Raw genomic sequence first — 18,444 nt, 5'->3', positions numbered from 1 at the left:
GGCGTTCGGCCCTGCTCATCCTTTGTCGAGACATCAGGACCGGTTTCCAGGAAGTACATCAATTATTTTCTGGTCTGGGATTCGTCAGCCGAGCATCAATGCAACTTCATCCGCGGTTGCATCGCCCTGCCAATCTTATCCATAAACCAGATCACGCCAGTACGCAGAAAACCGTGCAATGCCACCTGGTGCATGCGGTAAAGTGATACGTAGAACAGCCGGGCTACCTTGCCTTCGATGTACATGCTGCGGCCCGAGAGGTTGCCCATCAGGTTGCCTACGGTGGTGTAGTGGCTGAAGTTGATCAGTGAGCCGTAGTCGTTATACACGAAGGGTACTGCGTCTTTGCCTTCCAGTCGGTTACACAGGGTTTTAAATAGAGTGTCGGCCTGTTGGTGTGCGGCTTGAGCGCGGGGTGCTACGGGCCTATCAGAATCCGGCTGTGGGCAGGCGGCGCAGTCGCCAAAGGCGAAAATGTTGGCATCCTGAGTAGTTTGGAGCGTTTGGTGCACGATCAGCTGGTTGCCGCGGTTGGATTCTAGGCCTTCCAGATCGGCAAGGAAGGCGGGCGCTTTAATGCCAGCGGCCCAGATCGTCATTTCTGAAGGCAATTCGGTGCCGTCTTTCAGGACGACAAGGCCAGAGCGAATCTCGCTGACGGGCTGGCCGTTCAGAACCTCTACATTTTGGTGCTCGAGTTCTTTGGTGGCCGCTGCCGATAACCTGCCGGGAAGTGCAGGCAAGATGCGGTCGGCTGCTTCAATCAAAGTGATGGATACATCGGAGGCTTTCAGATGGTTCATGCCGTACACCGGCAGCTCACGTGATGCCGTTCTCAGCTCTGCGGCTAGCTCAACGCCGGTAGCGCCTGCGCCGATAATACTGATGTTGAGTCTGTGATCCCGGCCATGCAAGCCCTCGTGGTTCTTGCGGAGGAAGGCATTGAGCATCAGATTGTGAAAGCGCCGTGCCTGCTTCAGGCTGTCGAGGAATAGGCAATGTTCTTGTGCGCCGGGGGTGCCGAAATCGTTGGCGGTGCTGCCCACGGCAATAACCAGCGTGTCGTACTTAAGGAGGCGTTTGGGGACCACTTCATTGCCGTCTTCATCAACAAAAGGGGCGATGACCAGCTCCTTGGCTTCACGGTTGAGGCCTTTCATACGCCCAAGCTGAAATTCGTAATGGTGTTTACGTGCGTGGGCGCGATAGTTCACTTCGTTTGAATTGGCATCTAACGACCCAGATGCAACCTCATGCAGGAGGGGTTTCCAAACGTGGGTAAGACCTGCGTCTACCAAAGTAATCCGGGCTTTGCCTTTTTTGCCGAGTTTCCGGCCTAAACTCGTAACAAGCTCGAGACCGCCAGCGCCACCGCCGACCACAACAATATGATGTAGATTATCCATAGCATTCCGACCTTTAAGTAATGAAAGCCAAATGCTCTTGCGAAAAAACACTTGGCTGTCGTCACTGGGGCCAGCTTACGGGTAGGATACGGACGCTGAGGGGTGAATACTAACGCGCCCCGGTCAGCCTGCACAATTGGTCGGAATACCCATTGACCACTCACTACACAGCTAGAGACAGAAAAATATGAAAGTAGCAGTTTACTGTGGTTCCCGTTCAGGTAACGAGCCGTTATATGCTGAGAAGGCCAGAGAGCTGGGCGAATTCTTCGGTAATAACGGTATAGACCTCGTGTTCGGCGGCGGGCATGTTGGCCTAATGGGCATTATTGCTGATGCGGTGCTGGCAAACGGCGGCAAGGTGTATGGCGTTATCCCGCAGCATCTGGTTAACCGGGAGCTTGCACATCCGGGCCTTACCGAGCTGTTTGTGGTGGGAAACATGCACGAGCGTAAAGCAAAGATGGCAGAACTGGCCGATGGTTTCGTCGCGCTGCCAGGCGGTATTGGTACCTTGGAAGAAATCTTTGAGGTTTGGACATGGGCCCAACTCGGCTTTCACAAGAAGCCTTGTGCATTTTATAACGTGACTGGCTTTTACGATTCGCTGCTAGACATGGTAAAAACCATGGTTGCGGCCGGGTTTGTGAAGCAACAATACCTCGATATGATTGTATTGGCACACACTCCGAAAGAACTGGTTGATGGTTTTAGCAGCTATGTTCCGCCGCAGGAAAAGTGGGCTTGAAGATACGCAGTGTGCGGCTCGCTTCTAAAGCCTGTTGACTCTGCTCATGAGCCGGCTCCAATCGATAGGTAGGCGTTTTTCGAGGTTGGCCAATACCGGGTCTTTTGGGTGTATGGCATCGAAGGGCTGTTTGCTAGCGTAAACAACGGTGTTGTTGGTTTTGCTTTTAAACACCAGCAGCTCGGAAAAGTGCTTTCGAAGCTGGCGGAAGTAAGGCCCTTCGGCATCTGGCGTACGGTGGTAATTCAATACCAGCCAACCCTTGGAGCTGAGCGCTCGGCTGCAACTTTCCACAAACTGACGCTGTGCCTGTGCAGGGCTCATCCGGTCTGCACTGTATAGGTCGGCCAGAATTATATCGGTGTTGGCGTCCGGCAGTTTGTTCAAGGCATTGCGGGCATCAGCAATGGTTACGTTTAGGCGTTCGCTACTAGGCAGCCCAAAGTACTCCCGAGCTACATCCAACACCGCTTGGCGCAGTTCAACCGCGTGCACCTGACATTCCGGAAAAAGATGATGAAAGGCGCTGGCCATCACGCCGCCGCCAAGCCCTAATATGGTGACGTGTTGAGGGTTGCTGAAGGCTGCGGGAAGTAACATCGCCCGGCTGTACTCATGCACGGGCACGTGCGGGTATCGCCGATCAATCTTGCTTTGCTCAAACACCGAATTGAAGGTTAATACCCGATGTTTTCGGTAGTCGATCACCAAAATGCTACCGAGTTTGTCCCGGCTGTGGTGAATAATCTCGCCTTTGTTGAACATAGGGTGCTCTTTAAGAGGGGCTTACTAAGGACTCAGGTGTTTGATGGCCTCTTTGGCACCCATGGCCTGTGCAAGGCTCAGTGCCGTATTGCCTTCTGTGTCCTGTAATTCCGGGTTGGCGCCTTTTTCTAAAAGAAGCTGCACCGTATCTGCGTGGCCGTTGCTGGCAGCAAGCATGAGCAGGCTTTTTCCATCGCTGGTGCGCATGTTTACCGGTACGCCTGCTTCTAGCATTGGGCGCAACATGCTAGTCCCGCCGTTACGTGCCAGTTCAAAAATGCCTTGGGCGAAGGCGATGGCGTCTTTATCCATTTGATTTTCTGGCTGCTGTGGCTCGCCGGGTTGGTTTTCGCTCATCTGGGCTCCATTTAAAGCAGTGGTGAACCGTGACTGTAGACATGGGTAGGATACCGTTGATACAACCTTTTATCACAGAATGAGTTAGTCTCAGGCATGATTGCTGGAATAGAATCCAGCTAATAATGGCAATCATTGAAAGGAGAAAGCACCATGAAACTGAACGTTGAGGGGATTGAACAGGGCAAACCGGTCCCGGACTTATTCGCGTTCGGCGTGTTCCACCCAGAAGATCGCATGAGCTTTGGCCCAAACCGGAACCCTGAAATGTCCTGGGAAGGTGCGCCGGAGGGCACAAAAAGTTTCGTGATTATGATGTTTGATCCGGATGTACCCAGTGTGGCTGATGATGCAAACCAGGAAGGCAAAACAGTTTCCAAAGATATTCCGCGGGTTGATTTCTTCCACTGGCTTCTGGTGGATATCCCCGCCAAAATCAGCCGTATTCCGGAAGGCGAAGACAGCGATGGCGTTACGCCCAAAGGCAAAGACGGAGGCTCTGGCCCGGTTGGCCTGCGAGGGGTGAACAATTTCACCCAGTTCCTGGCTGGAAACCCCGATATGGCCGGCACTTACTTCGGCTATGACGGTCCTTGTCCGCCCTGGAACGATGAATTGTTGCACCACTATCACTACGAAGTTCATGCGCTGGATGTGGAGTCGCTAGGGCTTTCCGGAGAGTTTGACGGTGAGGCGGTGCGCAATGCCATGAAGGGCCATGTACTGGCAAGTGCACGGGTGACGGGCACCTATACGCTGAACCCGGACCTTCGCTAAGCTGCCCGAACTCAGTATTCAGGGAAGATGCCGGAGCCAAAGCGCATTGGTTCCGGCGTGTTTCTGGGATCCTGACTCGGCGGCAGGTTGGAATCATCGACGGTTTCCGTAGACAGCCAAAGGTAGAGGTGGGCCCCAAATCGTGGCCCTAGCCACTGTAAACCCAGAATGGTTTGGTCGACGGTGCGGTTTACCTTGATCGTGTTGTTGTCTGTCCAGTCATTGTTTACCAGAAGATTGCCGTCACGTGGCATTGCCTCGACCTACCGGGCCCGGAATAAAGGTAAACCCTTGAGGGCGATCACCCATTCGAAACTCCAGTCCAGCCTTCAGGGTTATCACCGCCTATTGCGGTGTGAACCGTTACTTGGGCATGCCTGTGAGTTTGGCACCAGTAGCACTGTCTGAGTGGCTTAACGATCAGGGCACGTTCGGACCGCTGCTGCTGATGCTGTTGATGATCCTCGCTGTGGTTGTGGGGCCCATTCCGACACTGCCCATCAGCGCTGCATCTGAATAAGGTTGTTTAAGTCTGGGCATTTTCTGTGTAACAGAACGCGAAGATTGTTGTCTGTAATCGCATTCCTTTACTAAAAATCCGATGCGATTGGAGTGATTATGCTTGGTTACCGACGTCTATCCTGTGTTCTGGCCATTCTCGTTATGCCTGCCCTTGCTTGGGCAGATACTAATACCGGGCTGTACAAGAGCTACCAGCGCCTTCTGACTGATTACGTGGTTGAGCAAGCGATGCCCGGGAACGGCCTGATATCGGCTTTCGATTATCGGTCTGCTCTGGCCGATAGTGGCTTGCAAAAAAACCTGGCGGACCAACAGGCCAAACTGCAGGAGTTCGACCCCGCGACCCTGAATGGACAAGAGGAATCCGTTGCCTTCTGGATTAACGCCTACAATTTTTTCATGCTTGCCCAGATACTCACTGAGCGACCGGATGGCGAACTGGTTTCGTCCGTCTGGGATTATGGTGGCCGGGTGAATCCGTTTGTTGACAATGTGTTTGAGCGGAAGAGCTTTGCTATTGGAGGGCGCGAATACAGCCTCAATGAGATTGAAAAGGACATCCTGCTGGGTGACGACTACGCCGACATGGGCTGGAAGGATGCCCGTGTCCATTTTGCGGTGAACTGTGCTTCGGTTGGTTGTCCGCCACTTCGGGACACCCTTTATACCGCAGACAATCTGGAAGACATGCTTGCAGAAAATACCCGCCGGGCGTTCAGTACAGAGCGTCACCTCCGTGTAGAGGGTGAGGTTCTTTATCTCACCGAATTATTTAAATGGTACGCAGAGGACTTCACAGAGGTATCCGGCTCTGAAAAGGCTTTCATTGAAGAATGGGCTGATCCGATAGTGGTGGATCGAGTGGCAGGCACAGGGTCCATAGAATTCATCGACTATGACTGGACTTTAAACAGTCCGGCCAATTTTTCCGAGTTGCGTTAAGCCTGCTCCTGAGAAACGGGCACGAAAAGGCCGCTAATCCGGAGAGTAGTGGCCTTTTTCGTTTCTGATCACTTTTCCGCTTCTGGTCACTTTGCCGAGACTGTCACATCCACAGCTTTGACAGTGGTTGTCATCGGGTAGGTCTTTGCTTCGTTGTATCTGTCTGCTTGACCGTTCATGGCCAGCGCAGTGGAAGCAGAGAACGACAGAGCGATAGCGGCGAGAATCAGTGTCAGTTTTTTCATGGTTTGGTACCTCGTTCGTGATGATGCACGGGATCTGTCCGAGGCTTGGTCAGGCCGCGCTTACGAGGTATAGACAACCGACTTCCCCCTTGTGTTACAGATTTTTTGGAAGTGGCAAGAAAAATTGGAGATTTCCATGTGGCCGAACGTCATAAAAGCTGTGCTGTCCATTACTCAACGTTGAATTCATGATGGCCGCTCAAAAATTGATAGTGATATAAGGAGAAGCGCCATGAGCCGCATATTGGCTATTGTTCTGTTGGAAGCGCCTGATTGGTAGTCTGGGTTTCAGGAGATTGCGCTCTATGATGGCTCAATGGCGGAGTGGTCCCAGAACAGGAGCCAACCGATGCAGGTAGCGAAGAAGGGGCTTCAGCAGCCTAGCTGGCAGGTGGGCCGATTTATCGTAGCAACCGCGTTGGCAGGTCTGGCGAACCGGTTTAACGAGGCGAGCCGTACTCGGCCTGAAGCGGCCTGCGCGCCTTGTGAAGCACCCTGCCCTTCAACACCAAACTGAGCCCGTTACTGGTTGGCCCAATTGATGGTTCTGAAATCAAAGCTGCTTTCCAGCATTGGTTTTATGATCTGAAAATATGGAGATGCGTCGAAATCTCGCGGCGTAAACAGGGATGTTTGCCGAATTCGGTAGTGCTCACGAACACAGTCGGCGCAGTCAGGATCGTTTGATGGAATTGTGTCGATGGTTGGTAGTATCGGATAGTGAAGGCGCTGAAAACCTTCTGCGATAAACGTAGAACAGATTGCCCGTGTCGGGTCCCCGCTTCCGAATGACAGCAGCTTGTGTCTGTGTCGTGAGGGGACTGGGGGCGTCTGAACAAGATAACGGGCCAGATCAAACACATTTTTCATATCATACTGATGGCCCAACCGGCTCAGTGCGTAATCTGTGAGCGTGCTCATGTTATCGTCATCCAGCCCTACAGGGCGGCAGATACGGGTATGACTATTTCGATAATAGGAGAGCGGCAGGGGACGAATACCGAACTCCAGATCCGCCTCGATCAGGGTGTGAGGCTCGCCGTCACACGATGTTCCCAAACCCGAATTCGGTCCGAGGTAAAGTGTTGCATGAGACCAAGTGGACTGGGTTAGGTATTTTATCGCGGTACTGATGCGTGTATTCCCTTCTACGAGCAGAACGTCTCCCGGCCTGAGGGCCTTTTCAAGCGCCTGATAGGTTGACGTCGGCACGGAATGCTGCGCTACTTGTTTGGAAAGATAAGTAGCCAGACGTTTCGATATCCAGTCAAGAAACATGCAGTACCCCGGTCGTGAATCTGTTCATATTGATAACACAGACAGACAATCGGGGCACCTGTTACACAAGCCGCTAATGCATGGTGCTAGGCAAGGGCGGGAGTCGGCTGTCGTGAAAGCGTAAGGGTATCGTAGTCCCGTAGCAGGAATAAGGCGGCACAGGCGGCCAGCATTGGCCAGGCAGCGAAGAATACGAGGTTGTCGAAAGGTTGAAGGTATTTGCTGAATGACGCGAAGGTGGAAACCCCGTGGAACACCAGAATGGCGCCGTAGGTCCAGGTTTTAAAGAGCCCTGCAACGAAGGCGAAAATCAGTGCCAGTTGGGCGACACCCATTGCATAAAAAGCGCTTTCTCCAAGACTTCCTAGCCCATAGAACGCGGTGAAGACTTTGGCAGCGTGTTCGGGTTGTACCAGTTTGTCCAGGGTCCAGAACAGAAATACAATGAAAACGCCGAGTCTGAGAAACAGCAGGGCAAGGGGTAACTGTTTGGGCATTCCTTTCTCCTTTGTGGTTTTTGAGCGATCGCTCCAATGACAGGGATGGTCCTACAGAGTTCCACCCAAGAGAGCATTTTTGTAACAGCCAGACACGGCTATGTCTGGCAGAATGCCAAATAATGTTGAGGTGTTGATGTTTTTTATCGGGATTTTGCGTAAGCAAGCTCGCCATTGCAGGCAAGCAGGTGTACTTGCCATAAGCGATGGCACGCCCGGGCGTGCCGCAAAGTTGGCGGCGGTAGTAGGTAGTCTGCTGGTGGTGATTAATCAGTGGGAAGCAGTCACCGGAGCGGGTTCAATGGATTGGCTGAAGGTTGCGTTGACCTATTGCGTGCCCTACCTCGTCTCGACCTATACCAGTGTAAGCAAGGATATGCACTTACTACGGGAAGCCGAAATGGCAAGACAGAGTGTGCACGAGGAGGCTCAAAAGACCCAGATTCGACAAGGCTCGTTGTAACAAACTTGCTGAACGGATGCCTGACACTCTGTGAGCGGCAGGTTTTATCCTGTTATTTGCAACCGTCGCTCTCGGATTTTCTGGCTCCGAGGGCTTCGGCCACCCGTTCATCGATTTTGCGAATCAGCTCCTCATTTTCCTGTCTGGATGCATGCACCTTTAAAAGATCGGTACTCGCGCGCAGATTGCCGATAAAGGTCCGACAGTGTTTGCACATCATCAGATGCATTTTCACGGATAGGTTCTGTCGGTTTGTGAGTTCACCATCTATGTAGTCACTGGCTATGTCTGCCAGATCCCTGCACATCAACATTTTCCTGTCTCCTGAAACGTTTCAACCATCAGAAAGATCTTCTGCCTCGCGCGGTGTAAAAGTACACGGAGGTTAGATGCATTGATATCAAGAATGTTACAGACATCTTCAGATTTGTGCTGATGGGCTTCGTACAGCATCAGGGCCGAACGCTGGGTTTCTGGCAGAGCCGACAAGTGCTTGTCCAGGCAACCACTGAGCGCATCATTTTCCATAAGTGTGTCAGCAGATTCGTGGAACTTTAGTTTTGGTGGCAGGTCCCAGCGGCCTTTGGCATTGAAACGGTCGGCAAGCTCCGGATCGAGGCTCTCTGAAAAGTCAGTAGCTACTTCCCTGTTGATGGATCGGAGCTTGTTCTTGCAGCGGTTGGCGACAATTCGGTGCAGCCAGGTTTTCAGGCCAGAGCGGCCTTCAAACTTCTGAATGGCATCAATCACCGTAACCCAGCAGTCCTGGACAATTTCTTCAGCACTGGAGTGATCCAGGTAAAACCGGGCGACTGCCAGCATACCGGGAGAGTATTCCCGCACGGCTTCTTTGTAGGCGAATGAGTTGCCTCGTTTCAGATCTTCGATCAGCGAACCTTGAGGATCGGGATGGGTGGAAGTGTCCATGGAACGTCGTCCCTTGTAAGGCGTTAGGAGATTATTTTGTTTTTAGTGTTTCTGATTCCGGGAAAGTTCCTGTATTTTGGAGCGATCACTCAAAAATATTTTTCAGTAGCGTGTAACATTCAACAGATGACCGTGTCTGAATGAAATCAACATACTGGTTCCTATATTTTAAAAGGCATGGATATGACTCGTAGCAAGCTCTTACTTCTTTTGGTCATAGCGGTAATTGTTGCCGCTTTTATCGGCTTCGACGGGCACAAGTTGCTTACCCTGGAGAATCTGCAGGCGAACCAGAGTGCTTTGGCACAATGGATTGAGCAGAATCTTCTGATCGCCGTGGTCGGCTATGCCGCTGTTTATGTGGTCGTCACAGCCCTGTCTCTGCCAGGGGCTACCATAATGACTTTGGCAGGTGGTGCCTTTTTAGGCAATTTTTATGGCCTGATTGCGGTTTCTATTGCTTCAACTCTGGGTGCATCCCTGGCGTTTCTGGTGGCCCGATTCCTCATGCGGGACACGCTGCGCAAGCGCTACGCGGAAACCGTCGCAAAGATGGACCGGGGTGTTTCGAAGGACGGTGCGTTTTATCTCGCAACGCTGCGGTTGGTTCCGGTGTTCCCCTTTTTCTTGATTAACCTGGCCATGGGCCTGACGGCCATGAAGCTGCGCACTTACGCTCTGGTAAGCTGGATTGCCATGCTTCCGGGTACTTTTGTTTTCGTTAACGCTGGAACGCAACTGGGTCAGATCCAGTCTACGAGTGATATCGTCTCCGCAGACCTGCTGCTTTCTTTTGCATTGCTCGGGCTCTTCCCTCTGATTGCAAAGTTCGTGGTGGGCTTCATCCGCCGCCGCAAGGTGTATGCCGGCTGGCAGAAGCCTGAGAGCTTTGACTACAACCTGTTGGTGATTGGCGGTGGCTCGGCAGGCCTGGTGTCCGCCTACATAGCTGCAGCGGTGAAAGCGAAAGTGGGGATGATTGAAAAGCACAAGCTGGGTGGCGATTGTCTGAACACTGGCTGCGTGCCATCGAAAGCCCTTATCCGAAGTGCCAAGGCCGCGGATACCATGCGCCATGCCAACCGCTATGGGCTGGAGTCGGTGCCGGTGAAAGGCTCCTTCAAGAACATCATGAACCGTGTTCAAGAGGTGATTGCCAAGGTAGAACCCCACGATTCCCCGGAGCGGTACAGCAAGCTGGGTGTGGATTGCATCTCGGGAGAGGCAAGCTTCGTATCTCCCTGGGAGCTGGAAGTCAGGCATAACGACGGCCGTACCGAACGGTTGACCGCTCGCAGCATAATTGTTGCCACTGGCGGAAAACCGGCCATGCCGCCGATTCCAGGGCTTGCAGAAATGGAGCCTTTGAACTCTGATAATTTATGGGAATTGCAGGAACAGCCAGAGCGCTTGCTGGTTCTGGGTGGCGGTCCAATCGGTTCCGAACTGGCCCATGCGTTTGCTCGCTTGGGGAGTCAGGTAATTCAGGTAGAAATGGGTGACCGGTTGTTGGCTAAAGAAGACAGCGATGTCTCGGAACTGATAAAAACCCAGTTTGAGAGCGATGGTATCGACCTTCGTCTGGAACACGCGGCCAGAGAATTCGCCATCGAAGAGGGTGAGAAAGTCGTTTACTGTGAGCACAAAGGCGAGCGGGTTCGTATTGCCTTTGATCAGGTGTTGGTCGCAGTGGGTCGCGCCCCGAACACCAAAGGTCTGGGGCTCGAAAAAATTGGTATTGAAACTCTACGCAATGGTTCCGTGCCAGTTGAAGACGATATGAGCCTTCGCTACCCCAACGTGTTTGCCTGTGGTGATGTGGCAGGCCCTTATCAGTTTACTCATGCGGCTGCTCATCAGGCCTGGTATGCGGCGGTTAATGGCCTGTTCGGTCAGTTCAAACGCTTCCGGGTGGATTATCGGGTAATGCCCTGGGTGACGTTTACTTCGCCAGAGGTGGCTCGGGTCGGGCTCAGTGAGGCGGAAGCTAAAGAGCAGGGTGTTGCTTACGAAATTACCCGATATGGCCTGGATGACCTGGATCGCGCTATTGCTGAAAGTGAAGATTACGGTTTTATAAAGATCCTGACACCACCGGGTAAAGACAAGATCCTTGGGGTGGTTGTGGTTGGTTCTCATGCGGGTGAAATCCTCGCGGAATTTACGCTGGCGATGAAGCATGGCCTGGGCCTGAACAAGATTCTGGGCACCATTCACCCCTACCCGACCTGGAACGAGTCGGCCAAGTATGCGGCTGGCGAGTGGAAACGTGCCCATGCCCCTGAAGGTATTCTGAAATTGTTGGAGAAGCTGCATGGCTGGCGCCGGGGTAAAGGCCAAGCTCACCAACAAAAACGTAAAGAAATAACTGCGGGCTGAAAAATGTGGGGCGATGGCTGCAACCAGCCGGCGTCGCCCATGTCCGCGCACCCTTATTCCTGAACCATCAAGGAGCCTCCATGCCCCTGATTGAAACCCGACCTGCCAGAAAGCGCATTCCGGCGGTAGAAGTACTGGAGTCCAGAGCGTTTGATAGCTGGACTCACACCCGCAATGGCGACCCTCGCGGATACATCGACGCCGCCAGGCTGAAAGAGCTGTGGATTCACACGGGTACTGCCTGCAATCTGGCCTGCCCGTTCTGTCTGGAAGGCAGCCACCCGGGCGATGGTCGTATTCCCGGCATGAAGCTGAGTGATGTGAAGCCGTTTATTCACGAAGCCCTGGATATGGGTGTGGAGCAGCTTTCGTTCACCGGTGGCGAGCCGTTTGTGATTCGTGATTTTGTGAACATTCTGGATTATGCCAGTCAGCATCGGCCCTGCTTTGTGCTTACCAACGCCACGGAGCCGTTACTTAAGCGCCGTCATCAGGTGTTGCCGTTGCTGGAAAATCCCTACCCGATCCATTTTCGCGTGAGCTTGGACTTCCCGGATCGAGCTCGCCATGACAAGGATCGTGGTGCGGGGAGTTTTGATCAGGCGCTGGAGGGCATTCATTGGCTGGTTGAGCAGGGGTTCAAGGTATCTATTGCTCGCCAGACAGATCCGAATGAAATTCCGGCAGATGTGGAAGCTGCGTTCCGGGAGATTTTCCGTGAGTGGCAGATTCCCGAAACTCTGGCGTTTACTGCGTTCCCGGATCTGGGTACGCCGGGATCAGAAGACGGTAGCCCGGAGATTACCGAGAACTGCATGGAGAAATATCCGACGGTGGATAGTCGTGCGCATTTCATGTGTACCTATACGCGGATGTTGGTGAAGAAGGGCGATTCGGTGCGGGTTTATGCGTGCACGCTGGTGGATGATGATCCTCAGTATGATCTGGGTGGGTCGCTGGCGGAGAGCATGGATGAGCGGGTTATGTTGCGGCACCACCGGTGTTTTTCCTGTTATCGGTTTGGGGCTAGTTGTTCGGCACCGTTATCTCCAGGTTAAAGAAACTGAGTAATGCCCCGGATTAAAGCTCTGGGGGCAAACCCGGAACACAATGAGGAAGTAAACAACCGTGAATATCACAGAAGCCTCCCTGTTTTGGGGGTTCTTGCTGGTTTATGGCGTGGTTATGTATGTGCTGTCGCCAAAAAGCAGGAATTCAGAGTCTTTTTACAAAGGCGCGGATGATCAGGGTAACCCGGTTAGTCAGTGGTCGCTTACGGCGAGTATCTTTATCAGCTGGATTTTTGCCAAGTCGGTGACCAATGCGGCGAATCTTGGCGCGACTTATGGCGTGACCGGAGGGCTGGCTTATGCCAGTTATTGGCTGTCGATTCCGGTAGCTGGGTACATCATTTATCTCATTCGTACACAGACTGGCGCGCGCAGCCTGCAGGATTTTCTTACTTCGCGGTTTGGGCGTTTTGCAGGGTTGGCGTTTGCAGCGGCTATTCTGATTCGGTTGTATAACGAGGTCTGGAGTAACACGGCGGTTGTGGGCGGTTACTTCGGGTTGCCCGGTGAGTGGGAGTATTACGTTGCGGCTATGGTGTTCACGGCGTTCACGCTAGCCTACAGCCTGAAAGGCGGGCTCCGGTCTTCGATTTTTACCGATGTGATTCAGACCTTCGTGTTCGTGTTTTTCCTGGGTGCGGTGCTGTTCATGATTATCCCGGTCAACGAAACCTCGGCTTTGCTGAGCGAAGGCGAGTTCCGGTTAAATGCCGGGTTTGATTTGTTGTTAGTCGCTTTGTTGCAGATGTTCAGTTATCCGTTTCACGACCCGGTGCTGACGGATCGGGGTTTTGTGAACAAGGAAAAAACCATGCTCAAAAGCTTTGTAGTTGCCGGCTTGTTGGGTTTTGTGGCGGTGTTCTTGTTCAGTCTGGTGGGTGTTCACGCTCGCCTTAATGGTATTGAGGCCATGGGCAATGCGCCCGCTGCAGTCGGCCAGTCACTTGGGTTGGCGGCGCTGTTTTTTATGAGTGTGGTGATGATGACCTCTGCAGGCTCTACCCTGGATTCAACCTTTACCTCTCTCGCTAAATCCCTGGCGGTGGATCTGCCACGGCTGGCGAAGCGCGCGACAGACCGGCTGCCCGGTATGCGGGTGGGTGCGGCGGTAATGATCGTATTTGCAGTGATTGGCAACCTGCCGATGTTTGCCGGTACGGATATTCTCAAGGCCACCACGATTTCCGGAACCATGGTGATGGGACTGGCACCAGTGTTTCTGTTTTACGGGTTCACGCGCTGGTCGCCGTGGAGTTTTCACCTGAGCTTCTGGACCGGTCTCGGGTTGGGGCTGATGCTGGCAATCGGTCTTATCCCGGCAGGTTGGGCTATTGGTGACGGTAATTACGCCATGTTGCTCGGCGTTAATGCCTATGGATTCCTTATTTGCACTGCGGGCTTTTTCCTGCCGCTGGCCTTGCGCTTGCTGGTTGGTAAATCTCTGACTGCGGGAGAAGCACGATGAGTGAAGGTCGCAGTTGTCCTCTGGCTTATCGCTATGAACCGGCGTCTTTATGCGCAAACCCCATGCCGGTTACGGAAGACGTTCTGTATGTTATTGGTGGGCTGTATGGGAACCCGTTTGCTCTGGACGAAATTGAGCGCATGGCCCTTGCCGAAGAACGGCAAGGGCGCAGCGTAAGGCTGGTGTTCAATGGCGATTTCAACTGGTTCAATGCCAGTGACGAGCTGTTCCGTGATATCAACAGTCGGGTACTGAGCCACACCGCCACTCTGGGCAATGTGGATTATGAACTGGCAACGCCGAATGGCGGTGCCGGGTGCGGCTGTGCCTACCCTGAGACTGTAGGCCAAGATGTGGTTGAGCGCTCCAATCAGATTATGGTGAAGCTTCAGGATGTTGCCGGATCTCATCCGGATATCCAGAAGCGGCTGGCCACTCTTCCCAGATATCATTGTTTGTTATTTGGAGGCCTAAAGATTCTGGTGTTGCATGGCGATCCTGAGTCTCTGGCCGGTTGGGGGCTGGCTCATGAATCCTTTGCTGCTGGCAACAGAGAAAAGCTCACGGAGTGGTTTCGGAGTTCCGGTGCAGATGTGATGGTGTCCACCCATACCTGCCTGCCGGTGCTCTGGTCGGGCGAAGTCGAGGGGCGTCGTCGCCTGGTGGCCAACAACGGCTCATCGGGTATGGGCAATCTGAGCTCTGATACCCGCGGCCTGATTGCTCGTGTTAGTCGCTCAGCACCGCTGTCTGAGTCGGTTGCAGGCCTGAAGACCGATGGGTTGCATCTGCATCTTATGCCTGTTGACTTCGATGTGAGGGCTTGGCTTGTGGAGTTTGATCGCCTCTGGGCCGAGGGTTCGCCGGCTGCTATCTCCTATCGAAAACGTGTTCTTGAAGGTGCCCCGCTAACCCCGGGCGAACTTGTGTTTCCTTCGGTTTTTTAATATTTCCGTCACTGGCGAATGCCATAATCCGGTCTATCATTGACGCAGGCGCTCATGGTTCGCTAGGCACCTTGGGCCGGCCCGACTTGAAATATATTTTGTGGTCTATATAATTTACCTCTTACTTTTAAGGCGAATTAACCACGTTATGACATCAGAAGGATCGAATACCACCGCCATCACCCTGCGTACACCCGTTAAGGATGATGGCTTCAGGCTCCACCAGTTGGTAGCAGAATGCCCCCCTCTGGATGCCAACTCGATTTACTGCAACCTCTTGCAGTGCAGCCATTTCGCCGACACCGGCGTTGCTGCGGAGAAAGACGGCGATCTGGTCGGCTTTATTTCCGGATACATCCCCCCCTCAAAGCCCGAAACTGTTTTTGTATGGCAGGTGGCCGTCCATGAGAAAGGCCGCGGTCAGGGCTTAGCCAAGCGGATGCTTAAAGAAATCGTGGCTCGGGGTGCGTGCAAAAACGTGACCCACATGGAAACCACCATCACCGCTGACAACGAAGCTTCATGGGCATTGTTCCGCTCCTTTGCGCGGGATATGGGCGCCGAGCTCGAGCACCATGAGCACTTCGAAAAAGACACTCACTTTGGTGGCCAGCACGATTCTGAATTTCTGCTGCGCATAGGGCCTTTCACCAAGTAGCTGCAATAAGCGGCTCTCAAACAGCCCTGGAGCGATTTCAGAGTTTATCCGGGTGTTTTTTAAGGGGCACTGTGTTCCCCCTTCGCACCCGCGCTGCTCTCTCGCCCCCCCATCGACACCGAATTCTATTCAAAAGCCTACAGGCTAAGAGGAACTATTATGGAAGTTTTCAAGACTGAATCCGAAGTACGTGTATATAGCCGTGCCTTTCCAGTTATTTTTAATCGTGCCAAAAACGCGCATCTTTACACGGAAGACGGTAAGCAGTATCTGGATTTTCTGGCTGGCGCAGGTTCACTGAACTACGGCCACAATAACGATATTCTTAAAAAAGCACTGCTTGAGTACATTGAATCAGATGGCGTAAGTCAGGGTCTGGACCTGTTTACCACCGCCAAGCATGACTTCATCGAATCCTATAAGAAATACATTCTTGATCCTCGTGGCCTGGACTACAAAATGCAGTTCACGGGCCCGACGGGTACGAACTGTGTTGAAGCAGCCCTGAAGCTGGCACGTAAGGTGAAAGGCCGTACCGGCATCATCTCTTTTACCAACGGTTTCCATGGGGTGACCATGGGTGCAGTAGCTGCAACGGGTAACAAACACCACCGTGGTGGCGTGGGCGCGCCCCTGAGCAACGTCGACTTTATGTTTTACGACGGCTATCTGGGTGACGATGTTGATACTTTGGCCATTATGGACAAACTGCTATCGGACAGCTCTTCCGGTGTTGAACTACCTGCGGCAGTCATTGTGGAAGCGGTTCAGGGCGAAGGTGGCCTGAATGCGGCTCGTGCTGAGTGGCTGAAAGGCTTGGAAGCTCTGTGTAAAAAGCACGATATGTTGCTGATTCTTGATGATATCCAGGCAGGCAATGGTCGCACAGGTGAATTCTTCAGCTTTGAGTTTGCGGGTATCAAGCCGGATATCGTCACTGTTTCCAAGTCTTTGAGTGGCTACGGCCTGCCGATGGCACTTGTGCTGCTCAAGCCGGAACTGGACATTTGGGACTCAGGTGAGCATAACGGTACCTTCCGTGGTAACAATATGGCGTTCATTACTGCCCGTACGGCCGTAGAAACCTATTGGAAAGACGATGAGTTCGCCAACAGTGTCAAAGAAAAGACACAGGTTCTGGGTGATGCGCTGAAGGCTATTTGCGATAAGTACCCGGGTCAGTTCAAAATGAAGGGACGCGGTTTGATGCGGGGCATTGAAGCCACTCATGCTGATGTCACCGGCCCGATTACCAAACGTGCCTTTGAGCATGGGTTGATTATCGAGACCAGTGGTCCGAATGATGAAGTTATTAAATGCCTGATGCCGCTTACAACCAGCAAGGAAGACCTGAAACTGGGTGCAGAGCTGCTGGCAAAGAGTGTGGATGAAATTATGCAGGAAGGAATCAGCGAGGCGTCGTAAGGCGCCGCAATTTTCAGGACATTCATTCTGCAGGGTAGCCAGGATAGAACTATGACTAGTCAATTACATACCGTCGAGAAAATCGGCGGTACTTCAATGAGTAACTACGAAGCCGTGCGCGACAACATCATTGTTGCGGACCGTAGTAAGGAAGATCTCTACCAGCGAATTTTTGTGGTCTCCGCTTATGGTGGCGTAACCAACGAGTTGCTGGAGCACAAGAAAACCGGTGAGCCAGGTGTATACGCGCTGTTTGCCGATGCGGAATCTGACTGGGCGTGGGGTGATGATCTTACGCAGTTGATCAAATTTATTACGGATATCAACGGTGAACTGTTTGAAGATCCTATGCTGAAGCAGCAGGCGGATCAGTTTATTACCGATCGTATTGAAGGCGTTCGCGGTTGCCTGATCGACCTTCAGCGTCTGTGCTCTTACGGCCAGTTTCAGCTTGAAGAACACTTGCTGACGGTTCGTGAAATGCTTGCGGGTATTGGGGAGGCGCACAGTGCGTTTAATACCACTCTGAAGCTTCAGCAGGAAGGTATCAATGCGCGTTTTGTGGACCTTACCGGCTGGCGCGATACCGAGCTGCTACCCTTGGATGAAAAGCTCAAGCAGGCATTCGATGTTGTAGATTTAAGCCGTGAACTGCCCATTGTGACCGGCTACGCCCAGTGTAAGGAAGGCTTGATGCGCACCTTCGATCGTGGCTACAGCGAGATGACGTTCAGCCGTGTGGCGGTTATGACCGACGCCCGCGAAGCGATCATTCACAAGGAATACCACCTAAGTTCGGCTGACCCCAATATTGTGGGTGCTGACAAAGTGGTTCCGTTAGGTCGCACCAATTACGACGTGGCAGATCAACTGGCAAACTTGGGTATGGAAGCCATCCATCCCCGTGCTGGTAAAGGCTTGCGTCAGGCTGAGATTCCTTTGCGCGTAATGAACACCTTCGAGCCGGAACATACCGGAACACTGATCACTGGCGATTATGTGAGTGAAAAGCCACAGGTCGAGATTATTGCGGGATCCAAGGGTGTGTTTGCTATTGAGGTGTTTGATCAGGACATGCAGGGAGAGCCTGGTTCTGACCGTCGTATTCTGGACATTCTGAGCCGTTTCAAAGTACGTTTTATGGCAAAGGATACCAACGCCAATACCATAACTCACTATGTAGATAGCACTCTCAAACACGTTAAGCGCGTGGTGAATGCGTTGAAGGATGAGTTCTCCAATGGAGAAATCAGTACCCGTAAAGTGGCTGTGGTTTCAGCGATTGGCAGTGATATTAAAATGCCGGGTATCCTAGCGCGCTCTGTGAAAGTTCTGGCTGATGAGAAAATCAACGTTCTGGCCGTGCATCAGTGTATGCGTCAGGTTGATATCCAATTCGTGGTTGATGAAGATAACTACGAGAAAGCGATTATTGCTTTGCATGGTGTTCTTGTTGAGCCTCACAATCATGGCTATGCGATTGTCGCAGCCTAGGCTGTCTAAGTTATAGAGTGACTGAGAGACGCAAACCCGAATAGATTCATTCGCCAGCTAGGGCGGCTGGCGATGAAGC

At 52.6% G+C, this 18,444-nt stretch carries 21 protein-coding genes and 1 pseudogene; 13 read left to right on the top strand and 9 right to left on the bottom strand.

What is annotated here, in order from left to right; all coding sequences use genetic code 11:
- Positions 1-95: 95 nt before the first annotated feature.
- Entirely contained in the window at positions 96-1,406 is a 1,311-nt protein-coding gene (locus KO508_RS02115) for an NAD(P)/FAD-dependent oxidoreductase (RefSeq protein WP_216006684.1), read from the bottom strand.
- A 187-nt stretch (positions 1,407-1,593) separates the two neighbouring features.
- Here KO508_RS02115 and KO508_RS02110 point away from each other — a divergent pair, with 187 nt between their 5' ends.
- Complete coding sequence (locus KO508_RS02110) at positions 1,594-2,154, top strand: TIGR00730 family Rossman fold protein (RefSeq protein WP_216006683.1); 561 nt, start codon at positions 1,594-1,596, stop codon at positions 2,152-2,154.
- A gap of 24 nt (positions 2,155-2,178) precedes the next feature.
- On the opposite strand, the gene KO508_RS02105 is transcribed toward KO508_RS02110, so the two are convergent.
- Both KO508_RS02105 and KO508_RS02100 read right to left on the bottom strand, forming a co-directional pair.
- Positions 2,179-2,919 carry a spermidine synthase gene (locus KO508_RS02105; RefSeq protein WP_216006682.1) on the bottom strand — a complete coding sequence of 247 codons (741 nt, stop codon included), beginning with the start codon at positions 2,917-2,919 and terminating at the stop codon, positions 2,179-2,181.
- Between the two features lie 24 nt (positions 2,920-2,943).
- Entirely contained in the window at positions 2,944-3,276 is a 333-nt protein-coding gene (locus KO508_RS02100; RefSeq protein WP_216006681.1) for an ankyrin repeat domain-containing protein, read from the bottom strand.
- Between the two features lie 153 nt (positions 3,277-3,429).
- On the opposite strand from KO508_RS02100, the gene KO508_RS02095 reads away from it, so the two are divergent.
- On the top strand, positions 3,430-4,053 hold the full coding sequence (locus tag KO508_RS02095) for a YbhB/YbcL family Raf kinase inhibitor-like protein (protein ID WP_216006680.1): 624 nt from the start codon (positions 3,430-3,432) through the stop codon (positions 4,051-4,053).
- Positions 4,054-4,064: 11 nt separating this feature from the next.
- Here the strand turns inward: KO508_RS02095 and KO508_RS02090 are convergent, their stop codons facing one another.
- On the bottom strand, positions 4,065-4,307 hold the full coding sequence (locus KO508_RS02090; RefSeq protein ID WP_216006679.1) for a hypothetical protein: 243 nt from the start codon (positions 4,305-4,307) through the stop codon (positions 4,065-4,067).
- Positions 4,308-4,426: 119 nt separating this feature from the next.
- Here KO508_RS02090 and KO508_RS02085 point away from each other — a divergent pair.
- Positions 4,427-4,567: pseudogene (locus KO508_RS02085) on the top strand (TVP38/TMEM64 family protein); the annotation flags it as partial.
- 104 nt (positions 4,568-4,671) lie between these two features.
- Entirely contained in the window at positions 4,672-5,517 is an 846-nt protein-coding gene (locus tag KO508_RS02080) for a DUF547 domain-containing protein (protein WP_216006678.1), read from the top strand.
- A gap of 86 nt (positions 5,518-5,603) precedes the next feature.
- On the opposite strand, the gene KO508_RS02075 is transcribed toward KO508_RS02080, so the two are convergent.
- Entirely contained in the window at positions 5,604-5,762 is a 159-nt protein-coding gene (locus KO508_RS02075) for a hypothetical protein (RefSeq protein ID WP_216006677.1), read from the bottom strand.
- 349 nt (positions 5,763-6,111) lie between these two features.
- Here KO508_RS02075 and KO508_RS02065 point away from each other — a divergent pair, with 349 nt between their 5' ends.
- On the top strand, positions 6,112-6,279 hold the full coding sequence (locus KO508_RS02065) for a hypothetical protein (protein ID WP_216006676.1): 168 nt from the start codon (positions 6,112-6,114) through the stop codon (positions 6,277-6,279).
- A gap of 5 nt (positions 6,280-6,284) precedes the next feature.
- On the opposite strand, the gene KO508_RS02060 is transcribed toward KO508_RS02065, so the two are convergent.
- Both KO508_RS02060 and KO508_RS02055 read right to left on the bottom strand, forming a co-directional pair.
- A complete protein-coding gene (locus tag KO508_RS02060; protein ID WP_216006675.1) occupies positions 6,285-7,040 on the bottom strand; it encodes a YiiX/YebB-like N1pC/P60 family cysteine hydrolase in 756 nt (251 codons plus the stop codon).
- Between the two features lie 86 nt (positions 7,041-7,126).
- The gene (locus tag KO508_RS02055) at positions 7,127-7,537 is read right to left on the bottom strand and encodes a hypothetical protein (protein WP_216006674.1); all 411 of its coding nucleotides are present in this window, start codon (positions 7,535-7,537) and stop codon (positions 7,127-7,129) included.
- 100 nt (positions 7,538-7,637) lie between these two features.
- On the opposite strand from KO508_RS02055, the gene nrtS reads away from it, so the two are divergent.
- A complete protein-coding gene (gene nrtS / locus KO508_RS02050) occupies positions 7,638-8,000 on the top strand; it encodes a nitrate/nitrite transporter NrtS (protein ID WP_252737766.1) in 363 nt (120 codons plus the stop codon).
- Between the two features lie 52 nt (positions 8,001-8,052).
- On the opposite strand, the gene KO508_RS02045 is transcribed toward nrtS, so the two are convergent.
- Both KO508_RS02045 and KO508_RS02040 read right to left on the bottom strand, forming a co-directional pair.
- On the bottom strand, positions 8,053-8,313 hold the full coding sequence (locus tag KO508_RS02045; RefSeq protein WP_216006673.1) for a zf-HC2 domain-containing protein: 261 nt from the start codon (positions 8,311-8,313) through the stop codon (positions 8,053-8,055).
- Entirely contained in the window at positions 8,307-8,927 is a 621-nt protein-coding gene (locus KO508_RS02040; RefSeq protein WP_216006672.1) for an RNA polymerase sigma factor, read from the bottom strand. The genes KO508_RS02045 and KO508_RS02040 overlap by 7 nt, the downstream gene beginning before the upstream one ends.
- A 183-nt stretch (positions 8,928-9,110) precedes the next feature.
- Here KO508_RS02040 and KO508_RS02035 point away from each other — a divergent pair, with 183 nt between their 5' ends.
- The 7 genes from KO508_RS02035 to KO508_RS02005 all read left to right on the top strand — a co-directional run bounded on the left by KO508_RS02035 (position 9,111) and on the right by KO508_RS02005 (position 18,365).
- The gene (locus KO508_RS02035; RefSeq protein ID WP_216006671.1) at positions 9,111-11,306 is read left to right on the top strand and encodes an FAD-dependent oxidoreductase; all 2,196 of its coding nucleotides are present in this window, start codon (positions 9,111-9,113) and stop codon (positions 11,304-11,306) included.
- 80 nt (positions 11,307-11,386) lie between these two features.
- Positions 11,387-12,364, top strand: a complete 978-nt coding sequence (locus KO508_RS02030; RefSeq protein WP_216006670.1) for a radical SAM protein — start codon at positions 11,387-11,389, stop codon at positions 12,362-12,364.
- Positions 12,365-12,434: 70 nt separating this feature from the next.
- Positions 12,435-13,841 carry a sodium:solute symporter family transporter gene (locus KO508_RS02025; protein WP_216006669.1) on the top strand — a complete coding sequence of 469 codons (1,407 nt, stop codon included), beginning with the start codon at positions 12,435-12,437 and terminating at the stop codon, positions 13,839-13,841.
- The gene (locus KO508_RS02020) at positions 13,838-14,788 is read left to right on the top strand and encodes a hypothetical protein (protein ID WP_216006668.1); all 951 of its coding nucleotides are present in this window, start codon (positions 13,838-13,840) and stop codon (positions 14,786-14,788) included. The genes KO508_RS02025 and KO508_RS02020 overlap by 4 nt, the downstream gene beginning before the upstream one ends.
- A gap of 148 nt (positions 14,789-14,936) precedes the next feature.
- Positions 14,937-15,446, top strand: coding sequence for a diaminobutyrate acetyltransferase (gene ectA, locus KO508_RS02015; protein WP_216006667.1), 510 nt, complete (start codon positions 14,937-14,939; stop codon positions 15,444-15,446).
- A gap of 159 nt (positions 15,447-15,605) precedes the next feature.
- Positions 15,606-16,871, top strand: coding sequence for a diaminobutyrate--2-oxoglutarate transaminase (ectB, locus tag KO508_RS02010; RefSeq protein WP_216006666.1), 1,266 nt, complete (start codon positions 15,606-15,608; stop codon positions 16,869-16,871).
- 51 nt (positions 16,872-16,922) lie between these two features.
- Positions 16,923-18,365, top strand: a complete 1,443-nt coding sequence (locus tag KO508_RS02005) for an aspartate kinase (RefSeq protein WP_216006665.1) — start codon at positions 16,923-16,925, stop codon at positions 18,363-18,365.
- Positions 18,366-18,444: the final 79 nt, after the last annotated feature.

It is taken from the genome of Marinobacter salexigens (assembly GCF_018860765.1).
Taxonomy (GTDB): domain Bacteria; phylum Pseudomonadota; class Gammaproteobacteria; order Pseudomonadales; family Oleiphilaceae; genus Marinobacter; species Marinobacter salexigens_A.
This window is presented reverse-complemented; position numbering and strand designations above follow the sequence as displayed.